The organism is Kribbella steppae (assembly GCF_004342025.1).
GTDB lineage: Bacteria > Actinomycetota > Actinomycetes > Propionibacteriales > Kribbellaceae > Kribbella > Kribbella steppae.
Genome location: NZ_SLWN01000017.1, coordinates 173,916 through 192,848, shown reverse-complemented (window position 1 = coordinate 192,848; position 18,933 = coordinate 173,916). Strand labels below are relative to the sequence as shown.

The following is an 18,933-nucleotide window of genomic DNA, read 5'->3' as shown; positions in this document are numbered from 1 at the left end:
CAAAGACTAGTCGGGAGGGCGGACAGCCTGGCGCAGTGCCGTCGCCAAGGCCTCCAGGGCGGCCTTCAGCTCGACCGGCGGCGGGTAGCCGAACCCGAGCCGGAAGGCCCGAGGCTCGTCACCGAACCAGTCGCCGTCGGCCACCCGGACGCTCAGCTCCGCGGCCGCCCGGCGGAACCGCTCGACCGAGACTTCCGGCTTGAGGCGGACACAACACAGTGCTCCGGCGTCGGGCCGGATCCACTCGACCAACTCGTCGTTCGCCCGCACCCACTCCTCGGTGGTCGTGACGGCGTCGGCCAGCCAGCGACGCCGTACGCCGAGGATCTCGTCCTCGCGTTCGAAGACCCGGACGGCCAGCGCCTCGGTCACCGGCGCAGCGGACACCACGGTGTTGAACTTGGCGGTCACCATCCGGTCGACGAGGTCGGCGTCGGTGCTGATGAGCCAGCCGATCCGCAGCCCGGCGGCGCCATGGCACTTCGACAGCGAGGCGACCGACACCACCTTGGGTCCCAGATGTACGGCAGTCTCGGCGATCGGATCGTCGCCGTACGACGCGGTCCGGTAGGTCTCGTCGACCATCAGATACGCGTCGGGGCAGATCTCGGCCATGGCGGCGGCGATCTGTCCGAGGGTTTCCCGCGAGACAGCGACGCCGGACGGGTTCTGCGGCGTCGCGAGGCTGACGAGCTTCGTGTCGGGGGTCAGGTACGAGCGGACGTCCTCGGCGCTCAACTGGTAGCCGTCATCGAAGGACAGCGGGATCACCCGGACGTCAGCCCCCACGGACTCGTAGCTGTTGCGGGCCAGCGGGAACAGCGGCGCGGTCGTGACGACCTGGCCGCCGCGGTCCGCGACCAGATAGGCGAGCAGGAAGATCGCGTGCATTCCACCCACGGTGATGACGACCTGGTCGGGCCGTACGCCGTGCCGGTCGGCGATCGCGGTTCGCAGCCGCAGGTCGCCGTACGCGGTGCCGTAGCCGAGTTCGAGCTCGGCCAACTCCGGCGTGAGCAGGTCGGCCAGCCGCAGGTCCGGTCCATAGCTCTCGCCCAGCTCGTGGGTGGGCTGTACGTCGGTCAGGGACACGATGTCGTTGCGAGGAAAGGTGGCCATACCGCCATCGTCCGAGCCTGGGTCTGGTCACCCCAGAGCCAATCCGGCATAATTGGTTCGCGAATGAGACCAATCGGGCTGAGCGAGCGTCTGGGCCGCTGGTCATCCGGCCGCGGCCCGCTGTACGTGCTGCTCGCGGCCCGGATGCGTCGGCTGATCGACGACGGCGAGCTGCCATCGGGCGCGCTGCTGCCACCGGACCGAGCGCTGGCGGCTGCTCTGGCGGTCGGCCGGACCACTGTGGTCGCCGCCTACGAGCTGTTGCGGTCTGAAGGCCGGATCACTCGCCGCCAGGGCAGTGGGACGCGTGTGGCCGGTGCCGCGTCGTCGGGGACCATTGAGGATGCACCGGTCGACCCGATCTTTCTGGACTCGCTGGAGTCGCGGGATGACGACGTCCTGCTGGCCATCTGTGCCGCTCCGGGCGATCCGCCGCCGCTACTCGCGGAGGCGTACGCGCGGATCCTGCCATCGCTGCAGGAGATCAGCGGCGACATCGGCTACTACCCCTACGGTCACCCGACGCTGCGGCAGGCCATCGCCACCCGGTACGCCGACCACGGCGTCCAGACCACGCCAGACCAGATCCTGGTGACGAACGGCGGCCAGCAAGCCTTGTCACTGCTGGCACATGCGCTCCTGTCCCCCGGGGACCAGGTCCTGGTCGAGGCACCGACCTATCCGGGGGCGTTGGAGGCGTTCCGGGAAGAGGCCGCCGTACTGCGTGGTCTGCCGATCGGTCTGGAGGGTTTCGAGGCGGCGGTGCGCGATCGGCGTCCGGGGCTCGCTTACGTGATTCCGACGTACCAGAACCCGACCGGGTCGGTGCTGTCGTCGCTGGTCCGGCAGCGGCTGGCACGGGCTGCTGCGGCGGCCGACGTACCGCTGATCGAGGACGAGGTGCCTGCGGATCTGGGCTTTCCTGGTACGACGCGACCCGTGCCGATGGCGGTCTTCAGCGATGCGGTGATCTCGATCGGCTCGCTGAGCAAGAGCGTCTGGGGCGGCCTGCGGATCGGCTGGATTCGCGCATCCGCCCCGCTCATCAACCGCCTCGCCCGTCTCCGGGCCGTCCACGACCTTGGCGGCAACGTCCCCGCCCAACTAGCGGCCGCCCACCTGGTGGCCGAGTTGGACGACCTGGACCTGGCCACCGAGCTACAGACCCGCCACGACCACCTGCGCACATTGCTGACGAGGCACCTGCCGACCTGGGACGTGCCACAGATCCGCGGCGGCCAGTGTCTCTGGGTCCGGCTGCCACACGGCGACGGCAACTCCTTCGCCCAAACCGCTCTCCGCCACGGCCTGGCCATCCTCCCCGGCTCAGGCCTCGACGTAACCGGCAACAGCGACCCCTACGTCCGCCTGCACTTCCGCGCCCGTCCAGAGGAGCTCACCGAGGCAGTAGTCCGCCTCACCACCGCCTGGCAGGCGTACCACCCGCCGGCCGACCGGGTATCTCCCCGGCCGGCCATAGCGATCTGAACCTCAGGCCGTCGTGAACCTGAGCGACAGGGACGCGGGGGCGGTCTTCAGCTTGTCGCGGTCCGGGAGCTTCGGACCGCAGGCGGCCGTGCCTACGCCGGTTTGGGCGATGTCGAGGGTGACGTAGGTGGTGTCGCCTGGGGTGAGGTCGGCGGTGTGGCTGGCGGTCTCCAGGTCGTGCGTGGTCCAGTCGCGGACCGTCAGGCCGAAGAGAGTGCCGACAGCTTCCACCCGAAGCGTGCCGGTGGAGGCGGTGAGAGCGGCCCAGCGGGTGTCGATGCGGTGACCGTTCTCCTGCGGCCGGACGTACGGCGTCTGCAGCTCGGCCACCGTGGCCGAGTACCTGCCGACCGCCGCCGCCTCACGCGTGTCGACGTACGCCTCGTTCGGACCGGTGCCGAACCACTCCACCTGCTCCACCTTCGGCAGCTCGAAGGTGATGCCGAGCCGCGGGAGCACCTCGGGGAAGAGCCCATCCGGTACGACGCTCAGGTCCAGGACGACCCCACCGTCGACAGCGGTCCACCGCCAGGTGCTGACCAGGCCCCACTGGAGCTGAGGAGGCGCCGTACGGGCGACGACCTCCCAGGCACCGTCGCGCTCACCCTGCGAGACGATCCGGTGCTGCACCCGGTGCAGACCCTCCTGACGCCAGGCGTTCGCGACCCCGGGGTTGGCGTCGTTGTCGATCGGTGCACGCCACACATCCAGCCGTGCATTCCGCACGTCACCGAAGCTGATCCCATCCACACCGGCCGTCACATCGGTCGGCGCGCTACCCGTGACAGGCTCCGCCGCAGCAGGCTCGTCCAACCGGATCTGCCCCCACGCAACGCGGTGGCCGGCCTCGGCCCACGACGTCGCCTCGGCGAGCTCCGCGGTGACGGTCAGCCAGGTCTCCGGCCGGCCGGCGTCGCGCAGCTTCACGAGCGCCGGCGGGAACTCCACCGACACGGTCTCACCGGGCGCGATCACCGGAACGGGCAGCCCGCCGTCACCGACGACCTCCCCCTCCGCCTCGACCCGCACCGTGAACCGGAGGTGGCTGGTGTCGAGCACCTCGTAGCGGTTGGTGATCGACACCGCACCGTTGCCGTCAGCAACGATACGCAGCGGCTCGATCACCTTGATGTACTCGAGCATGCCGGGTGACGGAGTCCGGTCCGGGAACAGCAGACCGTCGCAGACGAAGTTGCCGTCGTGGATCGTCTCGCCGAAGTCACCGCCGTACGCGTAGACCTCGCGGCCGTCGATGGTGGTGCGCAGGCCGTGGTCGATCCACTCCCAGATGAAACCGCCCTGGCAGCGCGGGTACTTGTCGAACACCTCGCGGTAATCGAGCAGCCCGCCCGGCCCGTTGCCCATCGCGTGGCCGTACTCGCACAGGATGAAAGGCAGGTTCCGGTACAGCTCCGGGTCCGCGCCGATCTCCGCGCAGCCGGCCGGGTCGGTGTACATCCGCGAGTAGATGTCGACGAACTCGGCCTCGGTGTCGCGCTCGTAGTGCACCGGCCGGGACGGGTCGATCTCCTTGGCCACGTCGTACATCGCCTTGAGGTTCTCGCCCATCCCGCACTCGTTGCCGAGCGACCAGATGATGATCGAGGCGTGATTCTTGTCCCGGTGGACGGTACGGCGGATCCGCTCGACCAGATCGTCGCGGAATCGCGGGTCCATCACCGGGTTCGGCAGTTTCGGCGGCTCGGGCTCGTACCCGAACCCGTGCGTCTCCAGGTCGCACTCGTCGATCACGTACAGGCCGTACTCGTCGCACAGCGACAGGAAGTGCGGGTGCGGCGGGTAGTGGCTGGTGCGGACCGCGTTGATCCCGGCCTGCTTCATCAGCAGTACGTCGTCCAGCATGTCCTGCTCGGTCAGCGCGCGACCGCGGTCGGGGTGGAACTCGTGCCGGTTGACCCCGTTGAACAGCACGCGGTTCCCGTTCACGGTGAGCACCCCGTCGGCGATCGCGACCGTACGGAAGCCGATCCGCAGCCGGACGTCGCCACCCTCGGTCCGGACCACACCGTCGTACAGGCGCGGGCTCTCGGCGGACCACGGCTCGACGGCCGCGGTGACCTCGTCACCGGTCGCGAACTCCAGGTCCAGCTCGGGTACGACGACCGTGCCCGCGACGTCCGCGTCGACCTTGAGCGTGCCGGTGCCGTCGGCGTACGACGCGTGCACGAAGACATCAGTCGGGGCGGACGGCTTGAGCGCCAGCAGGTTGACCTCGCGGAAGATCCCGGACAGCCACCACATGTCCTGGTCCTCGACGTAGCTGCCGACCGACCACTGGTGCACCCGGACCGCGATCCGGGCCTCCTTGCCGGGGGCAACCAAGTCGGTGAGGTCGAACTCGGACGGCAGCCGGGAGCCGGCCGACCAGCCGACCAGCTCGCCGTTCACGTGCACCGCGAACCGGGAGTCGACCCCCTCGAACCGCAGCACCACCCGGGCGCCGGCCCAGTCCGCCGGGATCGTCACGGTCCGGACGTAGTCACCGGTCGGGTTGTCGGTCGGCACGAACGGCGGCTCGAGCGGGAACGGGTAGACGACGTTCGTGTACGCCGGAGCGCCGTACCCACTGAGCTGCCAGTGACCCGGGACCGCGATGGTGCCCCACCCGGAGGTGTCCGGGTCCTTCAGGTCGTCGGGGGCGTCGGCCACGCTCGGGGAGAGCCGGAAGTTCCAGTCGCCGGTCAGCGGGAGCTTGGCCGAGTCGTCGTCCAGCCAGGCACGCGGGGGAAGCACGTTGGCGCCGGGAGCAAAGTCCTCGACGTAGCTGTGGTCATGGGTCACAGGTATCGAGCCTAAGCCCAAGTTGTTCACGAATCCACACCGATCAACAGATATGGACAGTGTGACCGCTTCAGGTCAGGCCAGACACTCCTTGCACACGCCGATCAGGGCGACCTGTTCCGGGGCGAGCTGGAAGCCGAGCTCGCGCTGGACCTTCCGGCGGGCCGCCTCCAGGATGTCGCCCGGAGCGTCGTACACGGTGCCGCACTCGGAGCAGCGCAGGTGCAGGTGGCGAGGGGCCAGATCACCGGCCAGGTGGTACGTCGTCCCGGCCCGCCCGAGGTGGACGTGGGTGACCAGGCCGAACTCGCCCAGCGCGTCCAGGGCCCGGTAGACGGTGGCGCGGTGGATGCCGGGGCGCAGCTGCTCGGCCCGCTCGCCGATCTGCTCCGCGCTCAGGTGCTCCTCGGTGCCCGCGAGCACCTCGACGACCGCGAGGCGGGCCGGCGTGACCCGCTCGCCCCGGTCCCGCAGCCGCTGCGCGGTGACCTCGACCGCACTCGTCATGGGCCCCTCTCTCAGGACTTCTTCGCCGCCGCCTTCTTGGCCGTCGTCTTCTTCGCCGCGGTCTTCTTGGTGGTGGTCTTCTTCGCGGCCGTCTTCTTCGCAGCAGTGGTCTTCTTGGTGGCGGACTTCTTGGCCGTCTTCTTCACCGGCCCGCGAGCCCGCTTGTCCGCCAGCAGCTCAGCCGCCCGCAGCAGCGAGATCGTCTCGACCGAGTCGTCCTTGCGCAGCGTCGCGTTCGTCTCCCCGTCGGTGACGTACGGACCGAAGCGACCCTCCTTCACCACCACCGGCTTGCCGGACTCCGGGTCCTCGCCCAGCTCCTTCAGCGGCGGCGCCGCGGCCCGCCGGCCGCGCTGCTTCGGCTCCGCGTAGATCGTCAGCGCTTCCTCGAGGGTGATGTCGAACATCTGCTCCTCGGACGACAGCGACCGCGAGTCCGTCCCCTTCTTCAGGTACGGCCCGTAGCGCCCGTTCTGCGCGGTGATCTCGTCACCGCTCTCCGGGTCCTTGCCGACCACCCGCGGCAGCGACAGCAGCTTCATCGCGTCCTCGAGGCTGACACTGTCCAGCGTCATCGACTTGAGCAGCGAGCCGGTCCGCGGCTTGGCGCTCTTCGGCGCGTCCTCCGGCAGCACCTCGGTCACATAGGGACCGAACCGGCCGGCCTTCGCGACCACCTTGTGCCCGGTGTCGGGCGCCGTACCGAGCTCGTGCTCGACACCCGACGGCTGGCTGAGCAGCTCCTGGGCCTTGTCGACCGTCAGCTCGTCCGGCGGCAGATCCTCCGGTACGTTCGCGCGCCGCTCGTCCTTGTCCTCGACGTACGGCCCGTAGCGACCGACCCGGACCACGATCCCGGTGTCGTCACCGCCGACCGGGAACGTGGACATCTCCCGGGCGTCGATGTCGCCGAGGTCGTTCACCATCGAGTGCAGGCCCTCGAGGTCGTCGTCACCGAAGTAGAACCGCGACAGCACACCCTCGCGCTGCAGGTCCCCGGCCGCGACCTCGTCGAGCACGTCCTCCATCGTCGCGGTGAACGCGTAGTCGACCAGCCGGGTGAAGTGCTCCTCCAGCAGCCGGACCACGGCGAACGCCAGCCAGGCCGGCACCAGCGCTGTGCCCTTCTTGTAGACGTACCCGCGGGCCTGGATCGTCCCGATGATCGAGGCGTACGTCGACGGGCGGCCGATCTCACGCTCTTCGAGCTCGCGGATCAGCGTCGCCTCGGTGTAGCGGGCCGGCGGCTTCGTCTCGTGCCCGGAGGCCAGCACCTCGACCGCGGGCAGGACGTCGCCCTCGGCCACGTCGGGCAACCGGGTCTCCTGGTCGTCCGTCCCGGCGGACGGGTCGTCCGCGCCCTCGACGTAGGCCTTGAGGAAGCCGTGGAAGGTGATCACCCGGCCGGACGAGGTGAACTCGCAGTTCTCCCCGGTGGAGGCCTTGGCGTCGATCTTGATCGAGACGCTGCGACCCTCGGCGTCCTTCATCTGGGACGCGATCGTCCGCATCCAGATCAGCTCGTAGAGCCGGTACTCGGCGCCGCTCAGCCCGGTCTGCGCCGGGGTCTGGAAGACCTCGCCGGCCGGCCGGATCGCCTCGTGCGCCTCCTGCGCGTTCTTCACCTTGGAGGTGTAGACCCGCGGCTTGTCCGGCAGGTAGGACGCGCCGTACAGCTCGCGGACTTGGGCCCGGGCCGCGGTGATCGCGGTGTCGGACAGCGTCACGCTGTCGGTACGCATATAGGTGATGTTGCCGTTCTCGTACAGCCGCTGAGCGATCTGCATCGTCTGCGACGCGGACATGCCGAGCTTGCGGCCGGCCTCCTGCTGCAGCGTGGTGGTCCGGAACGGCGCGTACGGCTTGCGGGTGTACGGCTTGGACTCGATCGACCGGACGGTGAACTGCGAGTCGCGCAGCGCGGCGGCCAGCGCGGTCGAGGTCTCCTGGTCCAGGTGGACCGTGTTCTGGCCCTTGAGCTCACCGGTGGAACTGAAGTCGCGGCCCTGGGCTACCCGCCGGCTGTCCACCGAGACAAGCCGGGAGGGGAACTGCCGGGGCGACCTGCCCTCACCGGCGTCGAGAGTGGCGTCCAGATCCCAGTACGACGCACTGCGGAAGGCGATCCGGTCACGCTCCCGGTCGACCACCATCCGGATCGCGACCGACTGGACCCGGCCCGCCGACAGCTTCGGCATGACCTTCTTCCACAGCACCGGCGAGACCTCGTAGCCGTACAACCGGTCCAGGATCCGCCGGGCCTCCTGGGCGTCGACCAGCGCGTCGTTGATGTCCCGCGCACTGCCGACCGCGTCCTGGATCGCCTTCGGCGTGATCTCGTGGAAGACCATCCGCTTGACCGGGATCTTCGGCTTCAGCTCGTCCAGCAGGTGCCAGGCGATCGCCTCGCCCTCGCGGTCCTCATCAGTGGCCAGGTAGAGCTCGTCGGCGTCCTTGAGCAGTTCCTTCAGCTTGCGGATCTGGGCCTTCTTGTCGGCCGGGACGACGTACAGGGGGTCGAAGTGGTCCTCGATGTTGACGCCGAGCCGGGCCCACGGGAGTCCCTTGTACTTCGCCGGGATCTCGTCCGCACCCTTCGGCAGGTCCCGGATGTGGCCGAAGCTGGACTCCACCACGTACCCGGACCCCAGGAAACCGGCGATCATCCGCGCCTTCTTCGGCGACTCGACGATCACCAGACGGCGTGCAGCCGCTGTTGCTGTCTTCGTCCCTGATGCCCCTGCCACTGCGCTCCTTGCCCTAGCACTCTCAACGTCCTGCCGACAACGCCCGTGATCGGACGTCTGTTCCCCGAGCACAGACCGACCCCGTCCGAGGACAGGGTACGGCCGACGGCAACGCCTTTTCTGAACGCACGGTAACCGTTCCCGCCGCGATCACACGTCACAGGGTTTCAGAAAGTATCCGACAACCCTGCTCACCGCGCGTCGCGCCGCAGCCACCGAGCGCGCCGGAACCCCGTCCCCATCCCGCCCTCTCGACCCCGAGGGTACGCCGTCCGTCCACCAGGAGGGGTGGCAAGCGTCACAGCCGGCATCAGCCGGCGAAGCGCACCTCCGGGAATTTCGGCGAGTCACCGCGGAGCAGCAACTCGGGGCGGCGGCGCAGCGTCTGGTCGAAGAAGGCACTGAGATACCGGCGCTGAGCGAGCACACTGCGGGCCGGATCGACCGCGCCGACCAGCGCCGTCATCACCGAGGTGATGATCTCGTCGTCGCCGTAGATCTCGCGGAACAACTGGTCGAAGACGAACTGGTAGTCGGTGAACGCCTTCTGCTTGGCCCCGGTCAGCCCCAGGTTCACCTTCCAGCCGCGCTGCGCGTCCCAGAACCCGGCCCAGGACTTGTCGTAGTACTCCTTGTCCGCATCGGTCCGCTGGCTGGTGTCCGAGCCGAACAGGAGGAACGGCTGGTCGAGTCCCTTCCGGGCGACCTCGCCGAGGGGACCCTTCACCGGGTCGTCCTGGAGCGTGCCGTCCAGGTCGAGACCGGCGGCGAACCGCTTGTCCTCGAGCAGCGTGTTCGCGGTCGCGTAGCCGCCGAGCGAGAAGCCGAACATGCCGACCTTCTGCAGATCGAGGCCGGCCGCGAGCCCGGGCGGCAGCACCTTGCCGTCCATATCCGGGTTCTGGCCGGCGGCGATCCGCTCGAGCTGGTCCAGCACGAACCGGGCGTCGGCCGTCCGGGTCTCGACCGCCTTGCGGGTGAACACCGGATCGGGCAGCTGATCGGCCGGTACGCCGGGGAGGAACCGCCCGCCCGGGAACTCGGTCGGCGTCTCGTGGGTGTGGTCCATGGTGACGACGACGTACCCGCGACTGGCCAGATCCTCGACCTGGGCGGTGTTCACGAACCGGCTGTACTGATAGCCGGGAGAGAACAGTACGACGGGGTGCGGGAGCGGCTGCATCGGCGCGTCGACCCGGGAGTGCGTCTCGGTGTTGGCGAAGTCGAACGAACCGGTCGGCAGCGCCAGCCCGTACTCGCCGGTCCAGGTCTCGTCGACCTCGACCGCGATGCGTGGCGGCATGTACTTGGCGAGCGGGGCGTCGCCCATCATCGAGCCGGGGTACCAGAGGCTGATCATCAGCTCGCGCCGGCCACTGGGCATCGTCGGATCCGGACGGGACTGGTCGATCAGGTGCAGTGCGGTCGTCCCGAGCGCCTTCCGCCCGGTCGGCGCCGGCAGCCGGAAGGTCACCGGGTGGAAGTCGGGGTCGTCCTGCGCGGTGAAGCGGTCGGGGTCGACGGGTACGGCCTGGGCGAGAGCCGGGGTGGTCAGCGCGACACCCAAGGTGAGGCCGCCGGTCAGCAGCCGGCGCCGGCTGACTGCGCGACTCGGTGTTGGTCCACTGTTCGCCATGCGAATCATCGTCACGGCCCGGCTTCTCCCCGTGATGGCGACCGCGTCTCAAGTTCATGACGGCCGACCTGATGACAAGCCGTCCTGGGTGCGCTTCAATGACCGCATTCTTGTTCATAGATGCGTGAAGTGAGGCACTCGTGAGCATCTTTGTCCGCATGAAACGTTCAGTAACCATCGCCGGCACAACCCTGGCTTTGGTCGCCGGTGCCTTGCTCAGCGCAGGCGGTCCGGCGGCGGCCGAGCCCGCCGCCGGTGACACAGCGTTAGGCGACGTCAGCGGGTTCGCCGCCGACAATGCGACGTACACCTTGACCGCCGGTTCGGCGAAGGTGCGGGTCGTCTTCCTGAAGGACGACGTGTTCCGGCTCTGGCTGGCGCCGGACGGGAACTTCACCGACCCGGCCAGCACGCCGCCGACCGATCCGGACGAGCCGGCGTCGACGATCGTCACCAAGACCGACTACGGCACTCCGCAGACGTCGTGGCGGGATCGCGGCAGCTACTACTCGCTCACGACCGGCAAGATCGAGGTCCGAGCGCAGAAGTCACCGCTGCGGTTCTCGCTCTACCGCTCGAACGGTCAACTGGTCTGGGCCGAGTCGGCACCGCTGTCGTGGAACGACACCTCCACCACCCAGTCGCTGGGCCGTGGGCCGAGTGAGCAGTTCTTCGGCGGCGGCATGCAGAACGGCCGGTTCTCGCACCGCGACCAGACCATCAAGATCACCCGCGACTTCAACTGGGAGGACGGCGGCAACCCGAACGCCTCTCCCTACTACATGAGCACCGCGGGGTACGGCGTACTGCGGAACACGTTCAGCCCGGGGAGCTACAGCTTCACCGAGCCCGTCGTCACCAAGCACGACGAGAAGCGGTTCGACGCGTACTACTTCGTCGGCGACCTCAAGACCTCGCTGGACCGCTACACCGAGCTCACCGGCCGGCCGTTCATGCCGCCGATCTACGGACTCGAGTACGGCGACTCCGACTGCTACAACCGCGGTCACTACGGAAAGGACCCGGACACCAGCAACGACTGGAAGGTCCACCCGGACAAGGTGACCACGCTGGACGCGGTGAAGGTCGCGCAGCGGTTCAAGGACGAGGACATGCCCGGCGGCTGGATGCTGGTCAACGACGACTACGGCTGCGGCTACTCCGACGACACCGACTTCGAGCAGGTCGACGGCACCTGGTGGGGCAAGCGGGAGATCCCGCCGCTCAAGCAGACCGGTGACGAACTCCGGCAGCGCAATATCCAGATGGGTCTGTGGACGCAGTCCTCGCTGGACCGGCAGCCGGCCGAGGTCGGCGAGGCAGGGGTGCGAGTACGCAAGCTGGACGTCGCCTGGGTCGGTCCGGGCTACCGGCACGCGCTCAGCGCCTGCGACACCGCGCACGACGGTATAGAGCAGTACAGCGATGCCCGCGGCTTCGCCTGGATGGTCGAGGGCTGGGCCGGCGCCCAGCGGTGTGCGGTGCAGTGGACCGGCGACCACAGCGGCTCGCTGGACGCGATCAAGTGGCAGATCCCGGCCATCGCCGGCTCCGGCAACTCCGGTATCGCCTACAGCGCCGGTGACGTCGACGGCATCTTCGGCGGCTCACCCACTTCGTACGTGCGGGACATGCAGTGGAAGGTGTTCAACCCGGCCTTCATGACGATGTCCGGCTGGGCCACCCCGGCGTACAAGCAGCCGTGGGCGTACGGCGACCCGTACACCTCGATCAACCGCAAGTACCTCAAGCTGCGCGAGCGCCTGTTGCCGTACTTCTACTCGTACGCCGCCGAGGCCCACCGGACCGGTGCACCGCTGAACCGGTCGCTGGTTCTGGAGTACCCGAACGACCCCAAGACCTGGGACGACACCACGAAGTACGAGTTCCTGGCCGGCAAGGAGTTCCTGGTCGCACCGATGTGGGGTGCCGACGAGGTGAAGAGCGGTATCTACCTGCCCAAGGGCAACTGGGTCGACTACTGGAGCGGCCGCGTCTACCAGGGCCCGACCACGGTCAACGGATACCACGCTCCGCTGGACACTCTGCCGCTGTTCGTGAAGGCGGGAGCCGTCGTACCGATGTGGAAGGCGGGGATCAACGCCGCGGCCGAGCAGGGCTTCGGCGACCGGCTCACCGTCGACATCTACCCGCAGGGCAAGTCGTCGTTCAGCCTGTACGAGGACGACCGGGTCACCCGCGCGCAGAAGTCTGCTACCCAGGTCTTCGCGGTGACCGCACCGACGCAGGACCGTGGCGACGTGACTGTGAAGATCGGCGCCAGTGTCGGCAGCTACACCGGTAAGCCGACGAGCCGTCCGTACGAACTCACCGTCCACACCGGCACCGCGCCCCGCGACGTCACCGTGGACAACAGCAAGCTGACCAAGTTCGTCAGCAAGAACGCCTACCTCGCGGGCTCGGTGGGCTGGTACTACGAGAACGGTGTCGTGCTGGTGAAGACGGCTTCCGTCTCCACCACGCGGTCGGCCGAGGTTCGCTTGAGCGACACCACCTCGGTCGGCGGCGGCGAGGCGGTCACCAACACCCTCGGCACCCCCGAGCTGACCACCCCGTCGCTGTGGAACGCCCCGGGTCAGGCGACCGAGGTCACCGCGTCCTTCCGCAACGGCGGTACGACGACGATGCGCGACGTACGCCTCGATCTGAAGGTACCGAGTGGGTGGACGGTTTCCGGTCAGAACACCTTTACCCGCGTGGATCCGGGCAAGACGGTGACGACGAAGCTGCAGGTCACACCCGGAGCCGACGTGAAGCCGGCGTCGTTCACTCTGACCTTGGCCGCGAACTATGTTGCTGAGGGCAAGAGTTACTCGAACACCGCGGTGGCGACGGCTCAGTTGCCGTACGCATCGTTGTCCCAGGCTGCCAACGTGGTCGGCATCAGCGACGCGTCGACGTACGCGCAAGGCAACTTCGACGGCTCGGGAAACAGCTTCAACGGAGAGGCTCTGGCGGCAGCCGGTTACACGCCTGGCGCGACGGTGACCGTGCAGGACGCGCAGTTCACCTGGCCGACCGGTGCACCGGGAACGCCCAACCTGGTGAAGAACCAGCCGGCACCGATCCTGGTCTCGGGAACCGGTTCGCACCTCGCCCTGCTGGGTGCCGGCGCCAGCCTCAACGCCCGTGGATCGGTGACGGTCATCTACTCCGACGGCTCGGAGTCGCAGGGCACCTTCCAGTTGCCGAACTGGTGTTGCCAGGACCCGACCACCGGTGGCGCCAAGCTGGCGGTGTCGGTGAAGGGCCGCTACACACCAGCGGGCTTGAGTAACACCACGACCGACTACCGGGTCTTCTACACCGCCGTACCCCTGGACCCGGGGAAGACGGTCAAGGCGATCAAGCTGCCCGGCGGCGGACTCGGCTTCTTCGCTGCCACCATCGCCGACAAGCCGTTGCCACCAGCACCTACCGGCGAGAAGTGGGTGAGTGATCTGGAGTTCCTCGACTCGACCAACGGCTGGGGCCCGGTCGAACGGGATCGCAGCAACGGCGAGGACGGCGCCGGCGACGGTGGAGCGATCACCCTCGACGGCGTGCAGTACGCGAAGGGCATCGGCACACACGCGCCGTCGGCGGTCAGCGTCCGGATCGGCGGGAACTGCAGCACCTTCACCGCGAAGGTCGGTGTGGACGACGAGATGGAGGATCGCGGCAAGGTCAGCTTCAAAGTCCTGGTTGACGGAGTCGCGAAGCACACCTCGGATCTGCTCACCGGAACCTCACCCACGGCCGATGTCTCGGTCGATGTGAGCGGTGGTCAGACGCTGACGCTGCAAGTCACCGACGGCGGCGACGGCATCACCAGCGACCACGCAGACTGGGCAGAGGCGAAGGTGACCTGCAACCCATAATGGCTCCATGAGTGAGCTGACGGGGATCGAGGTGGACGCGCTGCGGCAGGCGTTCACGGCAGCCGGGTACACGGTCGTTGGGGTGGCCGACCGGCTGGGTGCCCAGGCCAATGGTGCGCTGGCCCGCAACGAGACGACTCTTGCGGGCCGGCGTACCGACTCCGGTGATGCGCTCGACACGATGATCCGGTTGTTCCTGCTGCAGAGCGTCGTACCGGAATCCCTTGTGGCACAGGCCTTTCCCGACCTTGACCTGGTTGCTCTTGGCATCATCTCTGCGTACGACGGTGAGGCGCGGGCGATCCTCGACATCCGACCGTACGCCGAGGACGACCGGGAGTGGTGGGTGGTCGCGGACCTCACTCCCGGCCTGGACGGGCACCGCGCGCCGATGCGGTCCGATTACGTGCTGGGCATCGCGCCGGCGAGTCTGAGCCTCATCCACCTGACCGTTCCGATCAAGGCCGAGCGGGCCCTCGACATTGGCACCGGCTGCGGGATCCAGTCGCTGCACCTGGCCGACCGGGTCAACCAGGTCGTCGCCACCGACGTGAACCCGCGAGCCCTCCAGTTGGCCCGGTGGACGGCCGCGCTGAACCGGGTCGATCTCGACGTCCGCGAGGGCAGTCTGTTCGAGCCGGTCCGCGACGAGCGGTTCGATCTGATCGTGAGCAATCCGCCGTACGTGATCTCGCCTGGCGATGGGCGGCTGACGTACCGCGAGACCGGGTTCGCGGGTGATTCCGTCGTGGAGCAGGTGGTGCGGCAGGCGCCGTACCACCTGACCGAGGGTGGTTGGTGTCAGTTGCTCGCGAACTGGACGTGCGTCCGCGGTGAGGACTGGCGCGACCGGATCGCCGGGTGGACGGGCGATCGGTCCGCGTGGGCGGTGCAGCGCGAGCAGCTCGACCCGTCCGAGTACGTCGAGCTGTGGCTGCGGGACGCGGGTCTGCACGGGACTTCGGAGTACACGGCCCGGTACGACGCTTGGCTGCGGTGGCTGGACGATCAGGGTGTCGAGGCGATCGGCATGGGCTGGATCACCTTGCACAACGTGGAAGGCACGCTCGAGGCCGAGGAGTGGCCGTACGAGATCGAGCGTCCGATCGGTCCGCATGTACTGCGGCGGTTCGAACGGGCAGAGGGGTTGCCGGACGACCTGACCGGACTGCACCTGGTGGTGGCCGACGACGTGATCCAGAAGACCAGTGGGCAGCCAGGCGCCGAGGACCCAGCCTCGATCGTGTTGCGGCGCCAGCGTGGGATGCGGCGGGCCGAGCAGGCGGACACTGTGCTGGCAGGCTTCGTCGGCGCGTGTGACGGGGACCTGACCGTCGGACAGATCCTTGCTGCGCTTGCCGACCTCCTCGACCGGCCGCTGGAGGACGTACTGCGGGACTACCTCCCACAGGTCAGACGCCTTGTTCTAGAGGGGTTCCTCAACTACTAGACCCGGCGGCGGCGCTTGTCGGCGTACATCTGCCGGTCTGCCTCGGCCAGCAGCTCGCCGACCGCCGTACCGTCGGTGCTGCTCGCCTGCCCGATGCTGAGCCGCAGCATCGCGAACCAAGGCTCGCCCGCGGTCGCCGCGACCCGGTCGGCCGCGAGCTTGATCCGCTCCACCAGCTCACGCGCACCACGCTCGTCCGGCTTGTCCAGTACGACGACGAACTCGTCACCACCGGCCCGCGCCACCACGTCCTCGGCGCGGCACTGCTCGGTCAACAGGTGCCCGACCCGTCGCAGTACCTCATCACCGCAGGCATGCCCGTAGCTGTCGTTGATCACCTTGAGGTTGTCCACGTCGATCGCGATCACCGCCACCGACCGGCTGGCGTCATGCGCGACGGACATCCGCTCGTCCAGCGCCCGGCGGTTGCCCACACCAGTCAGCGGGTCCTCGCGGGCGGCCCGCCACTCCGCGTCGTGCCTGATCGAGAGCTCGTGATTGGCCAGTGCGCTGCGTACGGCGTACAGGCCGCGGAGACGCTCCGCCCACCAACCTCTGGTGATCGCCCGCGCGTACTGCAGCCCAGTGGCCGCTCCACCGTCTCCTGACTCCGCCACGATCTGCACAGCCGTGTGGCGGACCAGCGCCTCGACTGGCGGATCGGATGTCGGTGGCAGGTCGCTCCCAGCCCGGTGTGCGGCTTCTGTGGCGTCCTCGAGCCGGCCCAGAACGGCGTACGCCTTGGCCAGGTAGGCACCCGCGATCGCGGCCAGCTCCAGGTCGCCGAGCTTGGCCATCTGGTCCCTGCAGTCCTTGAGGGTCACCACAGCCTCGGCGGCGTCGCTCTTGTCGTTGCTGGCGGCCAGCCACATCCGCCCGGCGATCGGCCAGTACCCGAGCAGGTCGTCGCGGACGATCACCTCGATCGCCTCGCCCGCCCACCGGTGCGCATCCCGCCGGCGCTGGCCGATCTCGTCGTCGTACGACGTATCGCCCAGCCGCTCGAGTTCGTGCGCCCAGCGCAGGTTCGACTCGGCCAGGTTCAGCCGGTTGATCGCCGGCGCCTCGGCCAGCCCGAGCGGGTCGTGGTCGCCCTCGGCCGCGAGCTCGAAGTGCGGGATGCACAGCTCGTACAGCCTGAGCAGGTCGTAGGCGTAGCCGAGGCCGGTGTGCGCCCAGCCGGCCAGACCGAGATCGCGGGTGCGGGACAGCGCGTTCTCGGCAGCGACCAGGTCGGCGACCGAGTCCCCGCCCTCGCCGGTCCGGATCAGGGTAACGATCCGGATCGCGATCGCGTTCGCCTCCCAGCCCGGCTCGTCGATCGCGCGAGCGACCCGGATACAGGCGTCGACCGCGTCCAGCGCCTCGACCGCGTCGGTGGCGTGGTGGGCCGCGACGGCCCGCACGTACTCGGCGGCGGCACGCTCAGGACTCGGCTCGGGGCCGACCTCGGTCAGCAACCGGTTGAGCTCGATCGCGGCCTCGGCCGGATTGCCCGACTGGGCCCGCGTCATCGCCGCCGCGATCCGCGCGGTCACCCCCGACGTGTCGCGCACCTCACAACCCCCTGTCGCCTCACCGCCTGCGGCGCTTGTCGTCGTACAACCGACGGTCCGCCGTGGCGATCAGTTGGTCCACTCCGACACCTTCGGCCGTCGCGGCGTACCCGATGCTCAGTCCGAGCCGCCCGAGCCACGGCTTGGCTGTCGCTGCCGCGATGGCCGCGACCGCGGTCCGGATCCGTAACGCAAGTTGCGCACCACCCTTGGCGTCCGGCTGGTCGAGCACCACGATGAACTCGTCGCCACCCGATCGAATCACGGCATCGGTCGCTCGCGCCTGTTCTACCAGGAGATTTGCAACAACCTGCAGCAATTCGTCCCCGCAGGCGTGCCCATATGTGTCGTTCACCACTTTCAGATCGTCTACATCGATGACAAGAACCGTCACCGCCCGGCCGGAGTCGCGGGCCGCGGTCAGCCGCTCGTCCAGCGCCCGCCGGTTGCCGGCCCCGGTCAGCGGGTCCTGGCGCGCCGCGTGCCACTCGGCGTCGTGCCGGGCCGAGAGATCGTGCGTGGCCAGCGCATGCCGAACGGCGTTCAGCGCCCGCTGCCGCTCCTTCCACCAGCCGCGTGCCACCGAACGCGCATACTCCAACCCTGCAAGGGCTCCCGGCCCACCGTCGGCCGCGGCGATCTCCGACCGGGTCTGCAACACCAGCACATGCGTCGCCGGATCCGCCAACGGAATCAGGTCATCCGCCGCCCGATCCGCCGCCGCCCTGGCCTCCTCGGACTTGCCCTGGGCCTGGAGAGCCCTGGCCAGGTAGGTGCCTGCGATCGCGAGCCGCTCGGTCTCACCCAGCTTGGAAATCTCGTCCCGGCACTCGGTCAGCTCGGCGACAGCCGTCGCCGGATCGTCGGTCGTCGCCGCGGCAGCGATCCACAGCCGCGCACTCAACCGCCAGAACTCCTGGCTCTCGCCGTCGACGATCACCCGCTCCGCCTCACGCGCCCAGTACGCCGCCGACGCGAGCCGTTCCTGGATCTCCTGCCGGTACGACGGATCGCCCAGCCGCTCGAGCTCGTGCGCCCAGCGCAGATAGGTCTCAGCCAGGTTCAGCCGGTCGATCGCCAGCGACTCGGCCAGCTCGAACACGTCGTCGTCCAGCTGGGTGGCCAGCTCGTAATGCGGAATGCACAGTTCATAAAGGCGTAGGACGTCGTACGCGTATCCGAGCCCGGTGTGCGCCCAGGCGGTCAGCCCGGCGTCCTTGGTCCGGCTCAGCGCGTGCTCGGCGGTGACCAGGTCCTTCACCGTGTCCCCGCCGCGGCCGCTGCGGGCCAGGTTGATGATCCGGATCGGCAGGGCGTTCGCTTCCCAGCCCGGCTCGTCGATCGCCTTCGCGACGTCCAGACACGCATCCACGGCCCTGAGGGCCTCGTCCGCGTCGCTCGCGTGGTGGGCCGTGACGCCGCGGACGTACTCGGCCGCGGCCAGCTGATAACTCGGCACGCCACCGAGCTCGGCCCGGATCGCCTCGATCTCGGCCGCCGCGGTCGCATGCCCACCCGACTGGGCCGATGTCATCGCGGTGGCGATCCGGACGGTCAGTGCGTCACCCGTCACCATCTCGCCACTTCCCATAGCCCGCCGGCGGCCTTCCCTGATCCTCACCCGCACCTCGGGCCGGACCGCCCATTGTGACCACCCACCCCCACCTCTGTCACGACCCGAACCCGCCACCGACCACCTAGTGCCACACTTCATACGCAGAAAGCACGGAATCCCGCGCAAAGCTCC

10 protein-coding genes are annotated in these 18,933 nt (G+C 68.7%); 3 read left to right on the top strand and 7 right to left on the bottom strand.

Features of this window, described 5'->3' with window-relative positions; genetic code table 11:
* Positions 1–6: 6 nt before the first annotated feature.
* Positions 7–1,119, bottom strand: coding sequence for a pyridoxal phosphate-dependent aminotransferase (locus EV652_RS37640; protein ID WP_132214543.1), 1,113 nt, complete (start codon positions 1,117–1,119; stop codon positions 7–9).
* A gap of 63 nt (positions 1,120–1,182) precedes the next feature.
* On the opposite strand from EV652_RS37640, the gene EV652_RS37635 reads away from it, so the two are divergent.
* Positions 1,183–2,607 (top strand): aminotransferase-like domain-containing protein, encoded by a 1,425-nt coding sequence (locus EV652_RS37635; protein ID WP_132214541.1) that lies wholly within the window; start codon positions 1,183–1,185, stop codon positions 2,605–2,607.
* Between the two features lie 3 nt (positions 2,608–2,610).
* Here the strand turns inward: EV652_RS37635 and EV652_RS37630 are convergent, their stop codons facing one another.
* From EV652_RS37630 to EV652_RS37615, 4 genes are all read right to left on the bottom strand, one after another.
* Positions 2,611–5,409, bottom strand: coding sequence for a glycoside hydrolase family 2 TIM barrel-domain containing protein (locus tag EV652_RS37630; protein WP_242002246.1), 2,799 nt, complete (start codon positions 5,407–5,409; stop codon positions 2,611–2,613).
* 75 nt (positions 5,410–5,484) lie between these two features.
* The gene (locus EV652_RS37625; RefSeq protein WP_132214537.1) at positions 5,485–5,916 is read right to left on the bottom strand and encodes a Fur family transcriptional regulator; all 432 of its coding nucleotides are present in this window, start codon (positions 5,914–5,916) and stop codon (positions 5,485–5,487) included.
* An 11-nt stretch (positions 5,917–5,927) separates the two neighbouring features.
* A complete protein-coding gene (gene topA / locus EV652_RS37620; protein WP_132214535.1) occupies positions 5,928–8,663 on the bottom strand; it encodes a type I DNA topoisomerase in 2,736 nt (911 codons plus the stop codon).
* Between the two features lie 310 nt (positions 8,664–8,973).
* The gene (locus EV652_RS37615; RefSeq protein WP_158441444.1) at positions 8,974–10,299 is read right to left on the bottom strand and encodes an alpha/beta hydrolase family protein; all 1,326 of its coding nucleotides are present in this window, start codon (positions 10,297–10,299) and stop codon (positions 8,974–8,976) included.
* A gap of 158 nt (positions 10,300–10,457) precedes the next feature.
* Here EV652_RS37615 and EV652_RS37610 point away from each other — a divergent pair, with 158 nt between their 5' ends.
* Together EV652_RS37610 and EV652_RS37605 are read left to right on the top strand one after the other, a co-directional pair.
* A complete protein-coding gene (locus EV652_RS37610; protein ID WP_132214531.1) occupies positions 10,458–14,180 on the top strand; it encodes an NPCBM/NEW2 domain-containing protein in 3,723 nt (1,240 codons plus the stop codon).
* A gap of 7 nt (positions 14,181–14,187) precedes the next feature.
* Positions 14,188–15,630, top strand: coding sequence for a DUF7059 domain-containing protein (locus EV652_RS37605; RefSeq protein ID WP_132214529.1), 1,443 nt, complete (start codon positions 14,188–14,190; stop codon positions 15,628–15,630).
* On the opposite strand, the gene EV652_RS37600 is transcribed toward EV652_RS37605, so the two are convergent.
* Both EV652_RS37600 and EV652_RS37595 read right to left on the bottom strand, forming a co-directional pair.
* The gene (locus EV652_RS37600) at positions 15,627–17,186 is read right to left on the bottom strand and encodes a GGDEF domain-containing protein (RefSeq protein WP_132214527.1); all 1,560 of its coding nucleotides are present in this window, start codon (positions 17,184–17,186) and stop codon (positions 15,627–15,629) included. The genes EV652_RS37605 and EV652_RS37600 overlap by 4 nt on opposite strands.
* 19 nt (positions 17,187–17,205) lie before the next feature.
* Entirely contained in the window at positions 17,206–18,762 is a 1,557-nt protein-coding gene (locus tag EV652_RS37595) for a GGDEF domain-containing protein (RefSeq protein WP_132214525.1), read from the bottom strand.
* Positions 18,763–18,933 lie beyond the last annotated feature (171 nt).